The organism is uncultured Methylobacterium sp. (assembly GCF_964244095.1).
Lineage (GTDB): Bacteria > Pseudomonadota > Alphaproteobacteria > Rhizobiales > Beijerinckiaceae > Methylobacterium.
Genome location: NZ_CAXTHR010000001.1, coordinates 76548 through 94922 on the forward strand (window position 1 = coordinate 76548; position 18375 = coordinate 94922).

The 18375-nt window shown below is 68.1% G+C and carries 15 protein-coding genes and 2 pseudogenes; 4 read left to right on the plus strand and 13 right to left on the minus strand.

Going from position 1 to position 18375, the window contains the following annotated elements:
* Positions 1–17: 17 nt before the first annotated feature.
* The 12 genes and pseudogenes from ACFE86_RS00385 to ACFE86_RS00440 all read right to left on the minus strand — a co-directional run bounded on the left by ACFE86_RS00385 (position 18) and on the right by ACFE86_RS00440 (position 12376).
* Positions 18–1469 (minus strand): FAD/NAD(P)-binding protein, encoded by a 1452-nt coding sequence (locus ACFE86_RS00385; RefSeq protein WP_375453341.1) that lies wholly within the window; start codon positions 1467–1469, stop codon positions 18–20.
* A gap of 128 nt (positions 1470–1597) precedes the next feature.
* Positions 1598–2629 carry a CobW family GTP-binding protein gene (locus ACFE86_RS00390; protein WP_375453342.1) on the minus strand — a complete coding sequence of 344 codons (1032 nt, stop codon included), beginning with the start codon at positions 2627–2629 and terminating at the stop codon, positions 1598–1600.
* Positions 2630–2928: 299 nt separating this feature from the next.
* Positions 2929–3819, minus strand: coding sequence for a polysaccharide deacetylase (locus tag ACFE86_RS00395; RefSeq protein ID WP_375453343.1), 891 nt, complete (start codon positions 3817–3819; stop codon positions 2929–2931).
* A gap of 13 nt (positions 3820–3832) precedes the next feature.
* A complete protein-coding gene (locus ACFE86_RS00400; protein WP_375453344.1) occupies positions 3833–4579 on the minus strand; it encodes an Asp/Glu/hydantoin racemase in 747 nt (248 codons plus the stop codon).
* The gene (locus ACFE86_RS00405; RefSeq protein ID WP_375453345.1) at positions 4576–4860 is read right to left on the minus strand and encodes a flavin reductase family protein; all 285 of its coding nucleotides are present in this window, start codon (positions 4858–4860) and stop codon (positions 4576–4578) included. The genes ACFE86_RS00400 and ACFE86_RS00405 overlap by 4 nt, the downstream gene beginning before the upstream one ends.
* Before the next feature lie 23 nt (positions 4861–4883).
* A complete protein-coding gene (locus ACFE86_RS00410) occupies positions 4884–6371 on the minus strand; it encodes an amidohydrolase family protein (RefSeq protein ID WP_375453346.1) in 1488 nt (495 codons plus the stop codon).
* An 8-nt stretch (positions 6372–6379) separates the two neighbouring features.
* A complete protein-coding gene (locus ACFE86_RS00415; RefSeq protein ID WP_375453347.1) occupies positions 6380–7294 on the minus strand; it encodes a polysaccharide deacetylase family protein in 915 nt (304 codons plus the stop codon).
* 5 nt (positions 7295–7299) lie between these two features.
* On the minus strand, positions 7300–8589 hold the full coding sequence (locus ACFE86_RS00420; RefSeq protein WP_375453348.1) for an amidase: 1290 nt from the start codon (positions 8587–8589) through the stop codon (positions 7300–7302).
* Positions 8499–9983, minus strand: coding sequence for a 4-hydroxyphenylacetate 3-hydroxylase family protein (locus tag ACFE86_RS00425; protein ID WP_375453349.1), 1485 nt, complete (start codon positions 9981–9983; stop codon positions 8499–8501). The genes ACFE86_RS00420 and ACFE86_RS00425 overlap by 91 nt, the downstream gene beginning before the upstream one ends.
* Positions 9984–10420: 437 nt before the next feature.
* Positions 10421–10706 (minus strand): annotated as a pseudogene (locus ACFE86_RS00430) (hypothetical protein); the annotation flags it as partial.
* A gap of 138 nt (positions 10707–10844) precedes the next feature.
* A pseudogene (locus ACFE86_RS00435) lies at positions 10845–11045 on the minus strand (transposase); the annotation flags it as partial.
* 413 nt (positions 11046–11458) lie between these two features.
* The gene (locus ACFE86_RS00440) at positions 11459–12376 is read right to left on the minus strand and encodes an IS1380 family transposase (RefSeq protein WP_375453350.1); all 918 of its coding nucleotides are present in this window, start codon (positions 12374–12376) and stop codon (positions 11459–11461) included.
* A 182-nt stretch (positions 12377–12558) separates the two neighbouring features.
* Here ACFE86_RS00440 and ACFE86_RS00445 point away from each other — a divergent pair, with 182 nt between their 5' ends.
* Both ACFE86_RS00445 and lexA read left to right on the plus strand, forming a co-directional pair.
* A complete protein-coding gene (locus tag ACFE86_RS00445; RefSeq protein WP_375453351.1) occupies positions 12559–12894 on the plus strand; it encodes a hypothetical protein in 336 nt (111 codons plus the stop codon).
* Between the two features lie 360 nt (positions 12895–13254).
* A complete protein-coding gene (gene lexA, locus ACFE86_RS00450; protein WP_375453352.1) occupies positions 13255–13986 on the plus strand; it encodes a transcriptional repressor LexA in 732 nt (243 codons plus the stop codon).
* Here lexA and ACFE86_RS00455 read toward each other — a convergent pair.
* Positions 13980–16304, minus strand: a complete 2325-nt coding sequence (locus tag ACFE86_RS00455) for a ComEC/Rec2 family competence protein (protein WP_375453353.1) — start codon at positions 16302–16304, stop codon at positions 13980–13982. The genes lexA and ACFE86_RS00455 overlap by 7 nt on opposite strands.
* A 191-nt stretch (positions 16305–16495) precedes the next feature.
* Between ACFE86_RS00455 and gltX the strand changes: the two genes are divergently transcribed.
* Together gltX and ACFE86_RS00465 are read left to right on the plus strand one after the other, a co-directional pair.
* Positions 16496–17923: a glutamate--tRNA ligase gene (gltX, locus tag ACFE86_RS00460; RefSeq protein WP_375453354.1), complete on the plus strand. Its 1428-nt coding sequence runs from the start codon at positions 16496–16498 to the stop codon at positions 17921–17923.
* A gap of 209 nt (positions 17924–18132) precedes the next feature.
* Positions 18133–18375 (plus strand): citrate/2-methylcitrate synthase (locus ACFE86_RS00465; RefSeq protein WP_375453355.1); only part of this gene is annotated, 243 nt, incomplete at its 3' end.

An 18375-nucleotide genomic window follows, 5' to 3' on the forward strand; every position in this document is an offset into this window, starting at 1 on the left:
GTTTCACGTGTCACAGATCATGCGACCTTGGCATTCATGCCGTGAGGCTCGGCCGCGAGCCGGCCCATGTCGAGTTCGGCCTCGCAGTACGATCGCAGCGACGCGAGGTGCAGGTCGGAATCTTCCAGGAAGAGGTTCCGGCTGATGCCGGCGGCGATCCGTTCGACACCGAACTTCAGGGCCGAGATGCCGGCCGAGCACGCGAGGCTCGGCATTGCCGCGAAGGTGTAGCTGAAGATGTTCTTCAGGTATGGAGCGCCTTCGGGAGACTTCTCCGTGAACTGAAAGTTGGACGAGAGGTAGGGATAGGCACCGAGCGTGGCGCTCGCGTCCTCTCGGGAGGGAACGTACCGGTCCGCCCACAGCGCGATCCTGTCCGAGAACCGCGCGAGCTCGGGCCGCCTGCCGACGTCGACCACGAACCCCGTCCCCGCGATCAGGAAGTCGAACCGCTCGGACCGGCCGTGATGCACGATCGCGACATGCTCGGCCTCTGCGCCGACCTGCGGCGCGATGCCCAGCCGCAGGGTGAAGTTCGGGAACCTGGCGCAGCGGTCGAAGGTCTCCTGCGGCGGCGGCTGGTTCATGTCGAAGATCGTCTTCATGAACGCCCACTTCCTGGCGTCGTCGAGATCACCGAAATGCCGAAGGAAGCCTGAAAATTCCATCCATCGGTTGGGGTTGACCAACGGGAGCGCCCTGCGCCGGGCAAAGAGGTGGACCGACGCGGCGCCGCGTTCCAGGGCGGTCGCCGCGTTGTCGAAGGCCGACGCGCCGGCGCCGATCACGGCGACCGCCCGGCCCGACAGGCGATCGAAGTCGATCGGCTCGGACGTATGGGCGTAGAGATGTCGCGGCAAGGCGCCGGCGATGGCCTCCGGGACCGTCCAGGTTCCGCATCCCTCGATGCCGGTCGCGAGCACGACGTTCCTTGCGAGCAGCGTCGTGGTCTCGCCGCCCACCGTCGCGTGGACGGACAGCAGCCCTCCGGCCAGGGGCTCTATGTCGAACACCTGCGTGTCGCTCATCACATCGATGCCGGCGACCGACCGAACCCAGCACAGGTAGGCCTGCCAGTCGTCCCTCGGGATCTTGTGCAGGCGCGCCCAGGACTCGCGGCCGTGTCGTGCCTCCCACCAGGCGCGGACCGTGAGGCTTGGGATGCCGAGGTCCGGCCCGGTCACCTCCTTGGGCGTCCGCAGCGTGTGCATGCGGGCAAAGGTCGACCAGGGACCTTCCAGGCCGGCCGGGTTCCGGTCCAGGACGATAACGTTGGTCACCTGCTCGCGCAGCAACCGGAAGGCGATGGAAACGCCGCTCTGTCCGCCTCCGACGACGACGGCGTCGTAGGCGGCCTTCCCGTCGCGATGCTTCGGGATGACCCATTCCCGGGATGGATAGCCCAGGCACCGCATCTCGTTCCGGGCTCGCTCGCCCAGCCTTTCCAGGTCGTCGTCTTCGATCGGCATTTGCACCTTCGAGCGGGCAGGCATACGACCCCGATGCGCGGACCCGGTCCGCGCTTTTGCGAATTCACCCTGATGATGATGCCGCGACGCCGGATTCCCGGTCCGTCGCCAGCCCGTCGTTCAGGCAATCAGGATGCCAGTTCCGACTCGGAGCCGGACGGATCCGGCCGCGTCGCCGGATCTCCGTCGAGGGCTTCCACTTGACTATCCGCGACGAAGACATCGAACGACCTCCTGACGGCCGCGGCGTCCAGGTCGCGCATGATCAGCACGAGCTCGAGCCCGGCGCAGGCGAACGCGTCCGGCAGGTGTTCGGGGCTGAAGATGAGATGGCGCACGCCTTGAATCGCGATGCGCTTGCCGTTCGGGAGCACGGCGAAGCCCTTCATGCGCAGGATGCGGTGCCCGTGGCGGTGCGCGAGGGCGGATAGCCAGACCGCAAGCGAGGCCCATTCGACCGGCAGGCGCCGTTCCAGCTTCAAGGCCGAGACCGCGTGACGCTGCGTTCCATCCGGCGCTGCGGCGGACGCGCGGAAGCGTCCGACGCGTCGCGGCGACAGCTCCGCCCAAGGATCGTTCACCCACTGCGACGCGTAGAGGCCGGACACCTCGGCCAGCGGATTGAGCGCGCGGACCGCCGACACGATGGCCGCCCGCGCCTTCGGGTCCCCTAGGTCGCCTTTCGAGAGGATGACGCGATCGGCGATGACGACCTGCGACAGCGCGACGTCCTCCGCAGCCAGCGTTTCCAGGGCGTCGACGGCATCGACGAGCGTGACGGTGAAACCGGGCCGAAAGCGATGCCGAAGCATGAGGTCGTTCGAGATCGTCGCGAGCAGGCCGGCCGGGTCGGCCATGCCCGACGTCTCCACGATGACCCTCTCGAAGGGTGGAACCGCCCCGGACGCCCGCTTTCCCAGCAGGTCCAGGAGACCGCTACGCAGGTCGCCGTCGACGGCGCAGCACAGGCATCCCTGGACGAAGGGCTCGGCCAGGGCACCGTCGACGCCGAGCAGCCGAAGGTCCACGGTCGTGTCCGCGAACTCGTTGACGAGAAGGGCGGTGTTCGACAGGACGTCGGCGGCAAACAGCCGGCGCAGCAGGGAGGTCTTCCCGGCCCCCAGAAATCCGGCAAGGACGTCGACGGTGACGGCTGTCACCGATCGTGCTCGGTTCCGCGGATAAGATCCGGCGAGAGCGGGTCGACAGGGACGTTCATCCTATCCAGCGCCGACCAGAGTGCGCCCAGGTCGTCGACGACCGCGCACCGGCCCGTCGGGCCGGCCACACGCAGACGCCCTCCGAACCGCGACAGGCGCACGCGATGCGGGGCGAGCATCCGACCCGCGAAGGTCACGAGCCGCTCCTGGGACGCGGCGCACCGTTCCGCGACCGGCGCGGCCGTGGACCAGTGCGGAACCGTGGACAGCACTCCGCACAGCGCGCACATCGCTCACCCTCACGTCGTCTTCGACCCGGGCGGGAAGCGTGACTGGAAGTCCCGGGCGATCTCCTCGAAGGTCACGAACCGTACGCCGGAATGCTTCGTGAAATGCTCGAACAGCCGCTCGTGCATCGCCAGCACCTGCGGGCGGCCCGAGACGTCCGGGTGCAGCGTGATCGGAAAGACGGCGTAGTCGTACTCCCGGTAGACCCAGTCGAACTGGTCCCGCCAAAGCTCCTCGATGTCGCGCGGATTGACGAAGCCGTGGCTGTTGGGCGACGCCTTCATGAACATCATCGGCGGCAGGTCGTCGAGATACCAGGATGCGGGGATCTCGACCAGGGCGGTGTCGCGGCCGCGGTCCATCGGCTTCATCCAGGTGGCTGCAGGCCGGCCGTAGTCGATCTTGGTCCAGCTTTCGCCGGTTCGCGCATAGTACGGAACGAAGTCGCGGTGCATCAGGCTGTGGTCGTAGAGGATGCCCTTCTTCAACAGGAGCTCGATCGTCCCGGCGCTGAACTCCCACCAGGGCGCGACGTATCCGACGGGCGGACGGCCCTGAAGCGCCGTGATCAGCGCGATGGACGTGTCGATGACCGCTTCCTCCTGGTCGGGCGTCATGATCAGGGGATTCTCGTGCGAATACCCATGCATTCCGATCTCGTGTCCGGCCTCGGCGACGGCCTTCATCTCCGCGGGGAACGTCTCCAGCGAGTGCCCCGGGACGAACCACGTCGTCTTGATGCCGAACCGCTCGAACAGGCGCAGCAGCCGGGGGACCCCGACCTCGCCGGCAAACACGCCCCGCGAGATGTCGCACGGACTGTCCTCCCCTCCGTAGGTCCCGATCCAGCCCGCGACCGCATCGACGTCGATGCCGTAGGCAACGAGGATTTCCTTCGCCATGCTCAATCGTTCCTCATGCGCCGCCCGCCAGGAAACGGCCCCACCCGTCGATCTTCAGGTCGACGCCCGCGATGCGCGCGGCTTCCCAGAACGTGACCGCGATGGAATCGACGATCGGGATACGCAATTCCTTTTCCATCTCGTCGATCAAGGCGGTCGCGTTAAAGTTCGTGCAGACGACCGCGATGCAGTCCGGAGTGCCCTTCGAGGCTTCTCGCAGCACGGTGCGGATGCGCTCGGACGAGGCGTTGCCGATCTCCAGGTTGTCACGCAAGCCGAGGGACGACGCGGCGGTGATCCCGAAACCGTGGCGTTCATACTCGGTGCGAATTTTTTGGCTCACGTCTTCGGTGTAGGGCAGCGCCAACCCTATCCTCGACCAGCCCCTGCTCTTGTATGCATTGTAGAACGCCAGGGTGGACGTCGACGCCGGAAGCCCGGTCTCGGCCGTGATGGCCTCGCACAGCGCAATGTCGCTCTCGGCGCCCCGCCAACTGGCGGAGGTCCCGTTCCACACGATGCAATCGGGCGCCGCGTGGTTGAGAAGGCGCGCCGAGTCGGTCATCGCCTGCAACTGGAACTGCATCTCGGAGGCGGCGGACAGGGCGAGATGGGTGACTTGCACCCTGCTGAAATGATGTGAGAATTTGTGGTCGCAGGCCCTGTTCATCGCGTAGGTGAGCGGTTCGAGCACGGTGTTCGATGACGGCGTGATGTGGCCTATGCGGGTCTTGCGGCCGGCGGGCGGAGTGTCGGTCATGGTGTCACCGATGATGCGATGGGGGCGAGCCGCGACAGGATGCGTCCGTCGTAGAACAGCAGCGGACGACCCGCGTGCACCGCGAGACCGTCGACGCTGCCGATCGGGATGCGGTGGTCGCCCCCGTCGCAGACGGCGTAGGTCGTGCAGTCCAGGTGGGCGATCGCTCCGGCAACGAACGGCAACCCTGCCGGGGATGGCAGGGTGTCCGCCCCATCGAAGGCGTCCGCGTTTCCCGCAGCAAAGCGACCGCACGCGCGGCGCAGGTCAGCCCCGTTCACGGTACCGGACGCTCCCATCATGATCACGCCCCGGCGCCTGCTCGGACGTGGCGTTCCATCCCGACCGGCTCGGAGGCGAGGGCGTCGGCAAAGGCCACGACGTGCGGCTCCAGGCGGCCCGCGAGCTTTCGCATCGCATCGGTGGCCCAGGACAGCCGCAAGGTATTTCGGACCACCTTTTCGCGAAGTCCGACGCAGTCCAGCGAGGTGAATTTCCGGCGGCGCAACCGGAATTCGCCGGCCGTCATGACGTCGGTGACCGAGGACGAGTCCGCGCAGGTGACGATCTGGTTGACGGGGTCGTTGGCCGGAAGGAAGTCGATGTGCCCGAGATCGAAGAAGGTGAGGTCGGCAGGCGCGCCCGGTGCGATGCGGCCGTCGTCGCGCCCGAGGGCTCTGGCTCCTCCCTCGGTGGCCATGGACAGTATCTCCGGTGCGCGAAGCCAGTCTTCGCGGCTGCCCGCGATCGCACGCGCGCCGTAGGAGGCAAGACGCATCGCCTCCATCATGCTCAGCGCATCCGAGGAGTTCGCGCCGTCCGTCCCGAGGCCGACGTTGATTCCGCGGTCGAGCATCGGACGTATCTGCGCAAGGCCGGACCCGAGCCGGAAGTTGCTCGCGGGCATGTGCGCGACGGAGCATCCGTGCGCGGCCAGCACATCGAGATCGTCGGCGTTCAGCCACACCCCGTGCGCCGCGGTGAAATTCGGGGACAGGATGCCAAGCTTGGCGAGATGCCGGACGGCCGAACATCCATAGGACCGGCCGGCGGCGACGGCTTGCAGACGGGATTCCGCCACGTGCATCTGGATCGGAAGGCCGTGGCCGGCCGCCACGTCGCGGCAATCGGTAAGGAAGCCTTCCGAGCAGTGATGCGGGATGGTCGGGGCCAGGGCCAGCGCGATACCGGAGGGCAGGTCCGCACGCGAGCGCACGATCGTTTCCACCGCGGCCATCGTCGCGTCGCGCGGCGGCATGCTGAATTTGGCCGCCTCGTCCCTCAAGTCGGACGGCAGGGCCTCGATCAGGCCCGGTATCGCCTGAAGGAGGTGCCTGTCGGCGACCATCGGGGCCAGGACGGCGCGCATCCCGGCATCGCGGTAAGCGGCTGCCGCAGCCCAAAAATTCTCCTTCGTCGGGAGCGGGAACTCGTAGACGAGGTCGAAACAGGAGGTACATCCCTTCGAGATCATGTCGAGCGCGCCGAGGAGCGTCGAAACGTAGACCGTCTCGGCGTTCCGGGCCCCGCCGAGCCACAGCCCGTGCGTCAGCGACGCCTCGAGGGTCCAGGCTTCGGCGACACCCTTCATGAGGTTGGCATGACCGTGGGTGTGGGCGTTGACGAAGCCGGGCGTGATCAGCCTGTCCGTCGCGTCGTGCTCGACGAAATCCGCTCCCTCGACCGCCCCGGGCTCCGAGACGCTCTCGATGAGGCCGTTCTCCACGACGATGTCCTTGCGGACCGCGCCCTGGAAGCCGGCCGAGACGATCATGCCGCCCCTGATGAGCATGCGCCGCGTCACGCCGCAACGCCCGCCGGATGATGCGTCGTCCAATGGCGCGCCACGTCGGAACGGTGCGCCATCCAGACGCGATCGTGAGCGGCGACGAAGTCCAGGAACCGCGGCAGCGCCTCGAAGCGGGCGGGCTGCCCGGTGACGCGGCAATGCACGCTCACCGTCATCAGCTTCGGGCGCGACGCGCCTTCCGCGTAGAGGACGCGGAAGGCCGACGCCAGATGATCGTAGAAATCGCGCGCGGTAGAAAGCTTCGCTGTCGCCAGCCGGTTGTCGTTGTTCGTGAAGCTGTGCGGAACGACCAGATGGTCCTGCCCGCCGACCTTCGTCCAGAACGGCAAGTCGTCCGCATAGCTGTCCGCATCGTAGAGGAAACCGCCATGCTCGACCAGGAGTTCGCGGGTATGCCGGCTCGGCGAGTACCGGCTCTGCCACCCCGACGGCCGGCGCCCCAGGCTGGCTTCCAGGCTGGCGACGGCCCGGGCGATCGCCTGGCGTTCCTCTTCGCGGTCCATCGCGAAATGCCGTGCGAAGCGGTCCCCGTGGCAGCAGATGTCGTGATCGGATGCCCTGACGGCGTCCGCGATGTCCGGGTTGCGCTCGATCGCCCGCGCGCAGAGGTTCAGGGTCAGGGGGGTTCCGCGCTCGCCGAACAGGTTGGCGAGCCGCCAGAACCCCGCCCGAGACCCATACTCGAACAGCGACTCGGCCACGTAGTCGCGCGTGCCGACAGGGACCTCGCCCGGGATGGCGTCGGTGAGCGCCGTCTCCGTCGCCGGGTCGCCGTCGCCGATCGACGGTTCGGCACCCTCCTCCACGTTGAGCACGATGACCAGGGCTATGCGGGCGCCGCCGGGCCATTCGGCGCGCGGTGGCCGCCCCCCGTACCCGACGAAATCCCGTTCGGCCCCCGCCATGGCCGTCAGGCCGCCGCCGCGACCGGCATCGCGCCGGCGAACGTCTCCGCCGCCGCCATCAGCAGGTGGTCGTTCCTGTGACCGGCGATGAGGGAAAGCCCGACGGGACATCCCTCGACGGTCACGGCGGGGATGTTCACCTGCGGGAGCCGGCACAGGCTGGCGACGCAGGTCAGCGCCAGGGTCTTCTCGCGGAACGCGACCTGGGCCAACAGCGAAGCGGTGCGCAGCGGCGGGAGATCGTGAGCCGTCGGCAGCACGATCACGCCATCCGCACCGAGCAGTTGCGAGAGGCGGTCGCTGAGCCGCTCGCGGTTCGCGGCGGCGCGCGCGAACGTCGCGGGGTCGACGGTCGAGGCGAGATCGATGCGTTCGGCGACCGCCGGGCTCAACGTCCGTCCCGGAACCTTGGCCCAGGCGCCGAGCGTGGACCACAAATCATGCAGTTGCAGAGGCCTGAACGTATCGAGCCAGGCGTTCACGCCCTCCGTAAAGAGCGTGATGTCCTCGTGCCGGCCCAGCGATCTCGCGACGGGAAGGAGCGCCCGGCTGATCGTCGGGATGGGGATGTCGAAGGCATCGTTCGCGATCAGCAGGCGCGGTTCGGGCAGCGATGCGGAGGGTCCGAAGTAGACCTCCCCGACGCGCCGCAGCGTCGTCGCATCCCGAGCCAGCCAGCCGACCGTGTCGAAGCTCGGAGCCATGGCCATGATGCCCGCGACCGAGATGCGGCCGAACGTCGTGCGCAGGCCGAACACGCCGCAGAAGCTGGCCGGAACCCGGATCGAGCCTCCGGTATCGGTTCCGAGGGCGAAGTCGCACAATCCCGCGGCGACCGCGCATGCCGAACCGCTGGACGATCCGCCCGGCACCCGCTCCTTCGCCATCGGATTCACCGGCGTTCCGAAATGCGGGTTCATCCCGAACATTCCGCAGGCGAGCTCGTCGGTCTGCGTTTTCCCGACCAGGCCCGCGCCTGCCGCCAGCGGCACGACCACCGCGGGCGCCGTCGCGATGGCCGGCCTCGCCTCGCGAAGCCGGTCCGGGTTGCCCCAGGCGGACGTGAAGCCCGCCACGTCGATGAGGTCCTTCACGGCGAACGTGAGGTCTTGAAGCGGCCCCGTGCGCGCCGTCCGAGGCTCGGCATTTCCATGATCGACGAAGGCCGATCGCCTGATGTCGTCAAGATCGAATGCCATGGCGGCTATTCCGCCGCGTTCGACAACTTTCGGTCCACCATCGGCAACCCGTAGGACGACATGAAGTCGTCGACCGGTGACTTCACCGAATCCCAATCGAAGAAGCGGAAGGAGTTGCCCCGCGTGACGAACGGCGGTCCCGAGTAGAACATCTCGTATTGAAGGTGGCGGGAGCCGAATTCCGAGCCGACGGCATCCCACGCCAGCTTCATGAGCTTCACGCGTTCCTCCGACGAGACCACCGGAGAACGCTGCGTCTTGCGAATGATCGCGTTCGTCTCCGGGGTCTCGAAATCGGCGTACGAGGACGGCACCATGATCATGCCGCCGCCGGACAGCGACCGAACGGCCTCGACGACTTCCGGGTAGGTCGTCTGAGCGATGACCTGTGCCGTGCAGAGCAGCGAGCGATCGGGCACGTAGTAGCCCTGAAAGTTTTCCCCTTTCAGTTCCATCGCGATGATGAGCGCCTCGATGGTGGACACCTTGGCGGCGATCAGGCCCAGCGTATCGCGAACTTGCGGGTAGTTGATGATGTTGTTCGTCTCGGCGATCTTTCGCATGATGCCGAGCAGGAACCGCAGCTTGACCATCAGCCGGATCATGCATTGGTAGTTCTGGAAGACGTGCGCCCGGGTCTCATGCCACTGCGCATTCGCCATCCTCAGATTTTTGAAGACGAATACGCGATCCCATGGAATCTTGACGTCGTCGAAATGGACCACCGCATCGTTCTCGTCGAACCGCGACGACAGCGGGTAGTCGAACGTGGAGGTGGCGTTCTGCTCGTAGCTGCGCCGCGACATCAGGGTCAGGCCCTTGGCCGAGAGCGGCACCACCGCCGTGAAGGCGTAGGCTTCGTCTCCCGCCTGCAGGGCCTGGAAGCCGGAGACGAGAAGCTCGTTGGCCATGACGCCGCTCGTCGCGAGCATTTTCGAGCCGCGGATCGTGATGCCGCCGGCGTCCTCGTCGACGACGGATGCGACGAGATGCGGGTCCGGCTGCTCGCCGGCCGATTTCGCCTTGTCGGCCTGCGGATTGATGATGACGTAGGAGAGGAAGAGGTCATTGTCGCGAGCGTACTGGAAGTACGATTCGAGCGCCGCCGACCGTTTCCCGTCGCAGCTTTGAAACGCCGAGATGCCCATGCGGAACCCGGCGAGCGTCGAAGCGACATGATCGGGTGACCTGCCGATCATGCCGCAGGTCAGCCCTGACCAACGCTCCAGCGCGTGGCGCCGCTTCACGAGGTCGCTGTAGGTTTTGGGGAGTTGCCACGCCAGGTTGACCCTGTCGCCGCTCGTCGGCGAGACGAACGTCATGGCCTCCACGTTCTCGGCGGCGGCTTGATAATCGTAAAGCCCCGCGGCGGTGGCAACCGCGCTCTTGAAGCAATGATCCGTCGCGACGTCCGAGACGCGACGTCCGTCGATGTAGATCGACCGATTGTCTTTGATGCTGGCCAGATAGGCTTTGCCGTCCTTGGGCATTGGGACTCCGCAATCATCGCTTGCTGGAATCCGACGCCAGGATCTTACCCGTTGCAGCCGAACTTATACGGTCACCCTAATGACGTCCGGCGATCAGCGTCAAGCCGAACGATTGTGCAGCACGCATGGGGTACGGGAGGAGATCGGCAGACTGATGCGGCAGGCTGCCCACGAAAGTGTCACACAAGTCGGATCCCCTTCGAATCGATCCCGCCGCCGCGCTTTCCACGCGGCACGCGGCCTGCAAACATCATGTCCGGTCGACCGAGGATGCGGGTCGGACGCAAGCCCTTCCTGATTCGGGTTGCTGCTCGCGTGCTTGACGTGCCGCTTTGGCTTACGTGGCATCGATCCATGATGCACGGCGCCGTGGAGACCGCCCTGAATCACGACGTGACCTGTGAGGTCGAAATTCGACGCGATCGGCATACGCGGATGAACCGAGGGCCCGGCTTCTTGCACGCGATCAGACCATCCGGTCCGTCAACGTTGAAGGTCGGCACCCCATCGTGCAGGGTCTGGAATTCGACCGCCCCCAATCCGGGATGCCTGCCGACGGCTCCTGCCCTCGTAGATCGAGGCCAACGCCAAAAGCCGCCGGCTCTGACCGGCATCCCGACACGCGCGGGCCAGCCGTCGCAGAGCCTCGGTATCGAAATCCTCGCGCAGATGGCCTGCGCTTGCGCTCCCCTTTACCGCCGGTGCCGAGCGGTACGCTTGCACATAGAGCCGTGCCCGACCACGTTGGGTCGGGTCACGGCTCTAGGTCCTTGTCTTAACGCGCACTTTCGCGACGAACCGGCATCCACTTCGTCGGAGTGCGCTCTAGGTGCTGTCGATGGCCGCCGCGTCGCCGGCCTATCCGGCCTTGGCCACGGCGGCCAGCATCGCCCGCCAAAAGCCGCGCCGGGACCACCTGTTGAATCGGTCGTACACCTTGTTGCGCGGACCGTACGCCGATGGGCAATCCCGCCAGCGGCAGCCCGAGGTGAGCACATGCAGCATGCCCGGCAGGATCATCCGGTCGTCCTTGCGTTCGGCACCGGGTTGGTTGACGGGCATGAACGGCTCGATCACCGCCCACTACGCATTCGAGAGCCGGAATAGGTCCGCCATCGCTGCATCCATGCTGCGAACGGCCACCCTGAATCACAAAATCAAAGTCTCAGCAAAACCTTGGTCCGGTTCAGACCCTTAGCACTACTTTGGCAGGTTATTGGAACGCTGTAGAATCCTCACGGATTTGCTTGCCATGGCGATGGTCACGGGTGATCGCGATGGGACCTATATACGTGTGTGACCTAGCGGCGTGACGTGCTAGCCCGTCTTATTCACCGGGGGTTGGCTGACGACGTGTTTTGGGCTGACGTCGAGCGGGATCGCGCGTCCGCTCTGACGCGTATGGATCCAGATTGTTCTGTCGGCGCTGGAGGGATGGGCGTGGGTTCGTGGGGGCGTCATCACGGCCCCGCCGTTCAAGCCGGGGCTGGGGCGAGCGCGATCGCGAGGTGGCGCAGCAGGTCGGCGTCGGGGCAGGCTGCGGCGAAGGCGAGGCGGACGCGGGCAGCGGTCTCGCTGATGCGGGCGCCGAGCTTGAGCAACCGGAGGCGGATCGTGGCGAACTCGGCCCTGGCGAGGCGATGGGTGGCCGGGACGGCGTCTCGCACGGTGAGCATCAGCCAGTAGGCGGCCGTATGCAGGACGAGCCGCATCTGGTTGGCGGCTGGGTGCCGACAGGAGGTGCGGTCGGAAGCAAGTTGGCCCTTGTGCAGCTTGATCAGGTTCTCGGCCTGGCCGCGGGCGCAGTACAGTTCGGCGTAGAGCCATTCCGGCGTGCCAGTGGCGACGTTCGTGACCACGTATCGGATGTCGAGACCGAGCCGGGTGGCCTCGATGCGGGCAGCGACGCGGCGCTGCTGCCGCCAGGACTTGGCTGCGTGGGTGGTCTCTGCAAAGCCACGCACCGCCTCCTTGTCGCTGAGGGCCCGCACCACCCGGATATGATCAGCGGTGTCTTCGACCTTGGCGGCGAGCGCCTTCGTGCCGGTCAGGCCGAAGACGTAGCTGACGCGGTTGTCCTCGCACCAGTCCATCGCTTCGGGCCGCCCGTAATGGCCGTCGCCGCGGATGGTGATCGCGGTCGTCGGCCAGTGGCGGCGGATCGCTCGGACGAGCCGGCGCAGATGGCCCCGGACCTCGCGGCCGGACAGCGTCTTGCCCGGCCGGTCGGGGATCACAGCCGCGAGCTGCTCGGCGATCCCCGATCGCCGGGCGGCCTGAGCGAGCAGCAGGACGCCGCCGTCCGAGGTCAGGCGTCCGCCGTCGAAGGCGGCCGTGAGCTTCTTGCTCCGGACGGATGGAAACGCGAACGGGAGACACGTAGGATCGGACATGGCGGGCGTGGCAGGCTCGGTGCGATCTGAGGGCTTGGTGTCAGCACCCAATCCCTAAGCCACATCAATACCTTACGCTACGCTCGCCACCCCAGATCCACTGCCCTCGTGAATAAGACGGGCTAGCTGCGCGAATAGAAATCAGCCCCACCGCAATTGCAAACTGGCGCAGTCGAAAGCACGTGCCAGCAAAGTACATATTGAAATATATTCGCAAAAGAGATGAGTTCGTCGGCGATGTGCGTGGCGAACACAGCTACGGCTTACTTCGCGAAGTCTATGCCTTTTGTCTAGTAGATATTCTGGCAAGTCGATTAAATAAAAATATAATGGGTATTGCTCCGAATGAATTTTTTGAATTTTGGAAACGTTTTAGGCTCGCAGATGGTTACTCATATTTTCTAGATCTGCTTTCTTCAAAGGGGGACCGTGACGAACTTCGCAAACAGTTCGAGGCCGCCAAGGTCGAGGTTGACACGGCTGAGTTCGTCGAATGGCTCGAAGGGCTGGGCCGCTGAAACTGCGCACCCTTACCAATGCCCTTACCAATCGAGGTGTCCGGCCGCTTCACCTTACGAAAAACGCTAGATATCACAGTCAGTTATCGATATTTGGCGGCTGCCTTCAACGCTCATTGCCGACGCGCATTCGTGTACACTGATTTTTCGTCTAGGCCTTTGAGTTGGCGTGTCTTTCCAAAAGCCTGCCGCCATTTATCGATGACAGCCCGCCGCCATTTTTCGCCGACGCCCCCGCCGCCCCACGAAAACACGCCGTCAGCAACCCTTGCGGAACACTTGCGGAACGTTTAACGTGTTCGTGTTTTGTTTCTGCGGCCTCATCTTCCGTCGGCCGCCACCTGAACGTGAGTCCTGCCGATGCTGACCCGCAAACAACTGGATCTCCTTCGGTTCATCGAGCAGCGGATGCGAGAGGGCGGCGTGCCGCCGTCCTTCGACGAGATGAAGGACGCCCTCGACCTGAAGTCGAAGTCGGGCATCCATCGGCTGATCACGGCGCTGGAGGAGCGCGGCTTCCTGCGGCGGTTGCCGAACCGGGCGCGGGCGATCGAGGTGATCCGGATTCCCGACAGCCTCGCCCGCGCGGCGCCTGCGCCCTCCGCCCCCGGCGCGCCGCGCCGCTTCACCCCGAGCGTGGTCGAGGGCGGCCGCGCGAAGGCTGCGCCGCCGCGCCCGTCCACGACGCAGATGGTCGACGACGGCGGGCGCGCGGTGTCGATCCCGGTGATGGGCCGGATCGCGGCCGGCACGCCGATCGCGGCGATCCAGAACCAGAGCCACGCGATCACGCTGTCGCCGGACTTCCTGGCCGGCGGCGAGCACTACGCCCTGGAGGTGCGCGGTGATTCGATGGTCGATGCCGGCATCCTCGACGGCGACCTCGTGGTGATCCGCAAGCAAGATACCGCCAACACCGGCGACATCGTCGTCGCCCTCATCGACGACGAGGAGGCGACACTGAAGCGGCTGCGCCGCCGCGGTTCGTCGATCGCGCTGGAGGCGGCCAACCCCGCCTACGAGACCCGCGTGCTCGGGCCCGACCGCGTCCAGATCCAGGGGCGGCTGGTCAGCCTCGTGCGCCGCTACTGAAGGGTTTTCGCCGGCATGTCGGGCCCTGACGCATCCGGGGCCGGGTCGTCGGAGGACGGATCGGGCGTTCGCTCGACCTCCTCGGCGGGGCGCGCCGGCGCCGCCATCCCCCGGAACGCGGCCGGCGGCGGCCTTTCCGTCTCCGGCCGTGACGAAGCCTCCGGCTGCGGCGGCGGCCGCCAAGGCGGTGTCCGCCCGGGGTCCCGGGCGTGGGCGATCGCCAGGCCGCCCGGATCGAGGCGGATCGCCACGGCGCCGTGCCTGGCGAGATAGGCGCGATCGATCACCAGGGCGGCGGCGCATCCGGGCGGCGCCGTGAGCGCGGTGATCAGCACGTCGGCGCGCGCGCAATCCTCGGCGAAGCCGCGTTTGTCCTTGAGGAGCGCGATCGCGCGGCCGTCCTTCGCCCGAAGGGTGCAGCCGATCCGGTCGCAGGCCGCGCCGCCCGTCGCCTGCGCCCCCGTGCGGGCGTCGCCGTCCGCCTTCAGCCACTGCTCCAGCACGAAGTTCGAGGGGCGGCCGAGGGCGACGAGGGCGCCCCCCGAGCCGCGCACCGCCGCGCCGCCGCCCTGGCGGTCGACGTAGATGTCGTAACGCTCCGGCAGCGCGGCGAGGCCGAGGCCCAGCGCCGCCGGCGCGAGGGCAAGCCAGCGCAGGCGCGAGACCGGCAACGTCGCGAGCAGGAGGCCCGCGGCGAGGCAGCCGAGCGCGGCGGTGCCGAAGGCCGGCACCACGACGTTGGCCCGGCCGAGCCCCTCGATCCAGCCGGAGATCGCCAGCATCCCGCGCACCGCCAGCCCCATCAGCCACCAGACCGGCTGGTCGAGGGCGAAGGGATAGGCGAGGATGCCGAGCACGGCCGCCGGCATCACCGCGAGCGAGACCAGCGGCAGGGTCAGCGCGTTGCCGACCAGCCCGAAGGGCTGCACCGTCTGGAAGTGGTAGGTCGCGAACGGCGCAGTCGCGACCTGCGCCACCAGCGTCGTCCCGAGCGTGCCGACCACCGTGGTCAGCGCCAGCGCGAAGAGCCGGCCGATCCGCCCGGCGCCGTCGCGGCGGAACAGGCGCCCGTCGATGAGCCGAGCGCAGGCGATGAGGCCGGCGACCGCCCCGAACGACATCTGGAAGCTCGGCCCCAGCAGCCCCTCCGGCTCGTGGGCGAGTGCGACGATCGCGGCGAGCGCGAGGTTGCGCATGCTCAGCGCCGGGCGGTCGACCAGGATCGCGCCGAGCATGATCAGGGTCATCACCAGGGACCGCTCGGCGGCGATGTCCCAGCCGGAGAACACGCAGTAGGCGGTGACGCCCGCCATCGCGAGGCCGGCGGCGATCTTCTTGATCGGCCAGTGCAGCGCGAGGAACGGCACCAGGGCGAGCCCGGCGCGGACCAGCCAGAACACGACGCCGGCGGCGAGCACCATGTGGAGGCCCGAGATCGAGACCACGTGGTAGATCCCGGCGGCCCTGAGCGTGTCGTTGGTCGCCGGCGCGATCAGCCCACGCTTGCCCGTGACCAGCGCCGCGGCGACCGCGCCGGCCTGGCCGCCGTTGGCGTCGGTGATGCGGCGGGTGAGCGCGTTGCGGGCGTCGTCCACCGCCGCGGCGAGGCGGAGCAGCAGCGGCACCGGCTCCGGGCTCGGCCGGACCTCGATCCTACCGATCAGCGAGCCGACCGCGCCGATCCCGCGGAAGTAGGCGTCGCGGGCGAAGTCGTAGCCGCCGGGGCGCGCGGCCTCGGGCGGCGGCAGCAGGCGCGCGGTCGCCGCGATGAAGTCGCCGGGGCGGAGCGGCGGCGCCTTCCTGAACGACACGCGCACCCGCAGAGGCCGCTCGGCCGCCGCCAGCGTGCCGAGGCTCGCAACCCGCACCACGAGGCGGGCGCCCTCCTCGCGTTCTTCGAGCGACTCGATCAGCCCGGTAAGCGGCGCGATCGTGGTCCGCGCCAGCACGGGCGCCGCGACCCGGGACACCCGCAGCGCGCCGGCCGCGAACCCGAGAAACGCCGCCACGAGGCCGAGGGCGACGGCAAGGCCCAACGGCCGGGCGCCGAGGAACGGCGTCACGGCGACGCAGGCGCCCGCCGCGAGGAGTGGGGCGAGCGGCGACGGCACGCCGTCGGTCGCCGTGAAGAACATCAGGATGCCGGCCCCGAACGCCACCGCGAGCCACGGGAACAGCCGTCGCTGCCCGGCCTCGACCGCGAGCCCGCCGACGACCCAGTCCCGGAGCGCCGGACCGAGCACGGCCGGCGACGGAAACCGGCCCGCGGCCCGCGCCGCGAGAGCCCGTCCTGCCGGCGTTGCGAGCTCCCGTGCCATGTCCCGCGCCATGATCCGCGACCGGCTCCGTGCGACGGCCCCGGGCCAACGATTCCTTAACGCATCCGCGGGGCTGTGCTAGACGCGAGGCCCGCGCGCCGTGGGCCGGCCGATCGACGCCGCGATCCCGTCCAGGGGTGCCCCCGGCGCCGCGCGTCCCCGTTTCCGCCAGAAGAGCCGCCCACCGTCCGATGCCGTCACCCGTCGTCACGCGCTTCGCGCCCTCGCCCACGGGCTACCTCCACATCGGCGGGGCCCGCACGGCCCTGTTCAACTGGCTCTATGCCCGCGGCAGGGGCGGCCGGATGCTGCTGCGCATCGAGGACACCGACCGGGAGCGGTCGACGCGCGGGGCGATCGACGCGATCCTCGACGGGATGACGTGGCTCGGCCTCGACTGGGACGGCGAGGTGGTGTTCCAGTACGCCCGCGCCGAGCGCCACCGGGCGGTTGCCGAGAGCCTGCTGGCGTCGGGCCACGCCTATCGCTGCTACGCGAGCCCCGAGGAGCTGACGCAGATGCGCGAGCGGGCCCGCGCCGAGGGCAGGCCGCTGCGCTACGACGGGCGCTGGCGCGACCGCGACGCCGCCGACGCGCCTTCGGGCGTCAAGCCGGTGATCCGCCTGCGGGCGCCGCTGGAGGGCGAGACCGTGGTCGAGGACGCGGTGCAGGGCCGCGTGACCTGGGCCAACCGCGACCTCGACGACCTCGTGCTGCTGCGCTCGGACGGCAACCCGACCTACATGCTCGCCGTGGTCGTCGACGACCACGACATGGGCGTCACCCAGGTGATCCGCGGCGACGACCACCTCACCAACGCCGCCCGCCAGAGCCAGATTTTTTCCGCGCTCGGCTGGGAGGTGCCGAAGATGGCGCATATCCCGCTCATCCACGGAGCGGACGGGGCCAAGCTCTCGAAGCGCCACGGCGCGCTCGGCGTCGATGCCTACCGCGACCTCGGCTACCTGCCGGCGGCGCTGCGCAACTACCTCGTGCGGCTCGGCTGGAGCCACGGCGACCAGGAAGTGTTCTCGACCGAGGAGATGGTCGCGGCCTTCGACCTGCCCGCGATCGGGCGCTCGCCGGCGCGCTTCGATTTCGCCAAGCTCGAGAACCTCAACGGCCTCTACATCCGCGGGGCGGACGATGCCGCCCTGGTCGAGGCCGTCGCGGGCATCCTGCCCGGCATCGGCGCGCAGCGCGGACTCTCCGCGCCGCTCTCGGCGGAGCTCCGCGAAAAGCTCGCGGCGGCGATGCCGGGGCTGAAGGAGCGGGCCAAGACCCTGATCGAGCTCCTCGACAGCGCCTACTACCTCACCGCGGCCCGGCCGCTGACGCTCGACGACAAGGCCGCCGCCCTGCTCACCGCGGAGGCGGGCGGGCGTCTTGCCGCGATCCTGCCGGTGCTGGAGGCCCTGCCCGACTGGGATGCCGCGTCCACCGAGGCCGCGGTGCGACATTTCGCGGAACGCGCCGGGCTGAAGCTCGGGCAGGTGGCGCAGCCGCTGCGCGCCGCGCTCACCGGCCGCACCACCTCGCCGCCGCTCTTCGACGTGATGGCCGTGCTCGGGCGCGCCGAGAGCTTGGCGCGCCTCTCCGACCGGATCGCGGACGCCTGAGAGCCGGTGGCGCAGGCCGGCCTCGGCCCGGTTTTCGCTTGGGGCTCCGGCGGGCGTTCGTCATCCGCCCCGTTGATGGCGCACGGCCGATCCGCTAACCCGATGGTCCCGTGAGCACCTGCAGCAATGCAGATGGCTTCGGGTCCGGACCGGCGTCGAAGGCGGTCCGGCCCGGCACCGAACCGTTGCCAGGAAAGGGTCCACGTTCCATGAGCGCAGCCAGCACCATCACCGTGGACGGCAAGCAGGTCGAGCTGCCCGTCAAGACCGGCACGATCGGGCCCGACGTCATCGACATCGGCAAGCTCTACGCCAAGACCGGCGCCTTCACCTTCGATCCGGGCTTCACCTCGACGGCCTCGTGCGAATCCAAGATCACCTACATCGACGGCGACGCGGGCGTGCTGCTCTATCGCGGCTACCCGATCGAGCAACTGGCCGAGCAGGGCGAC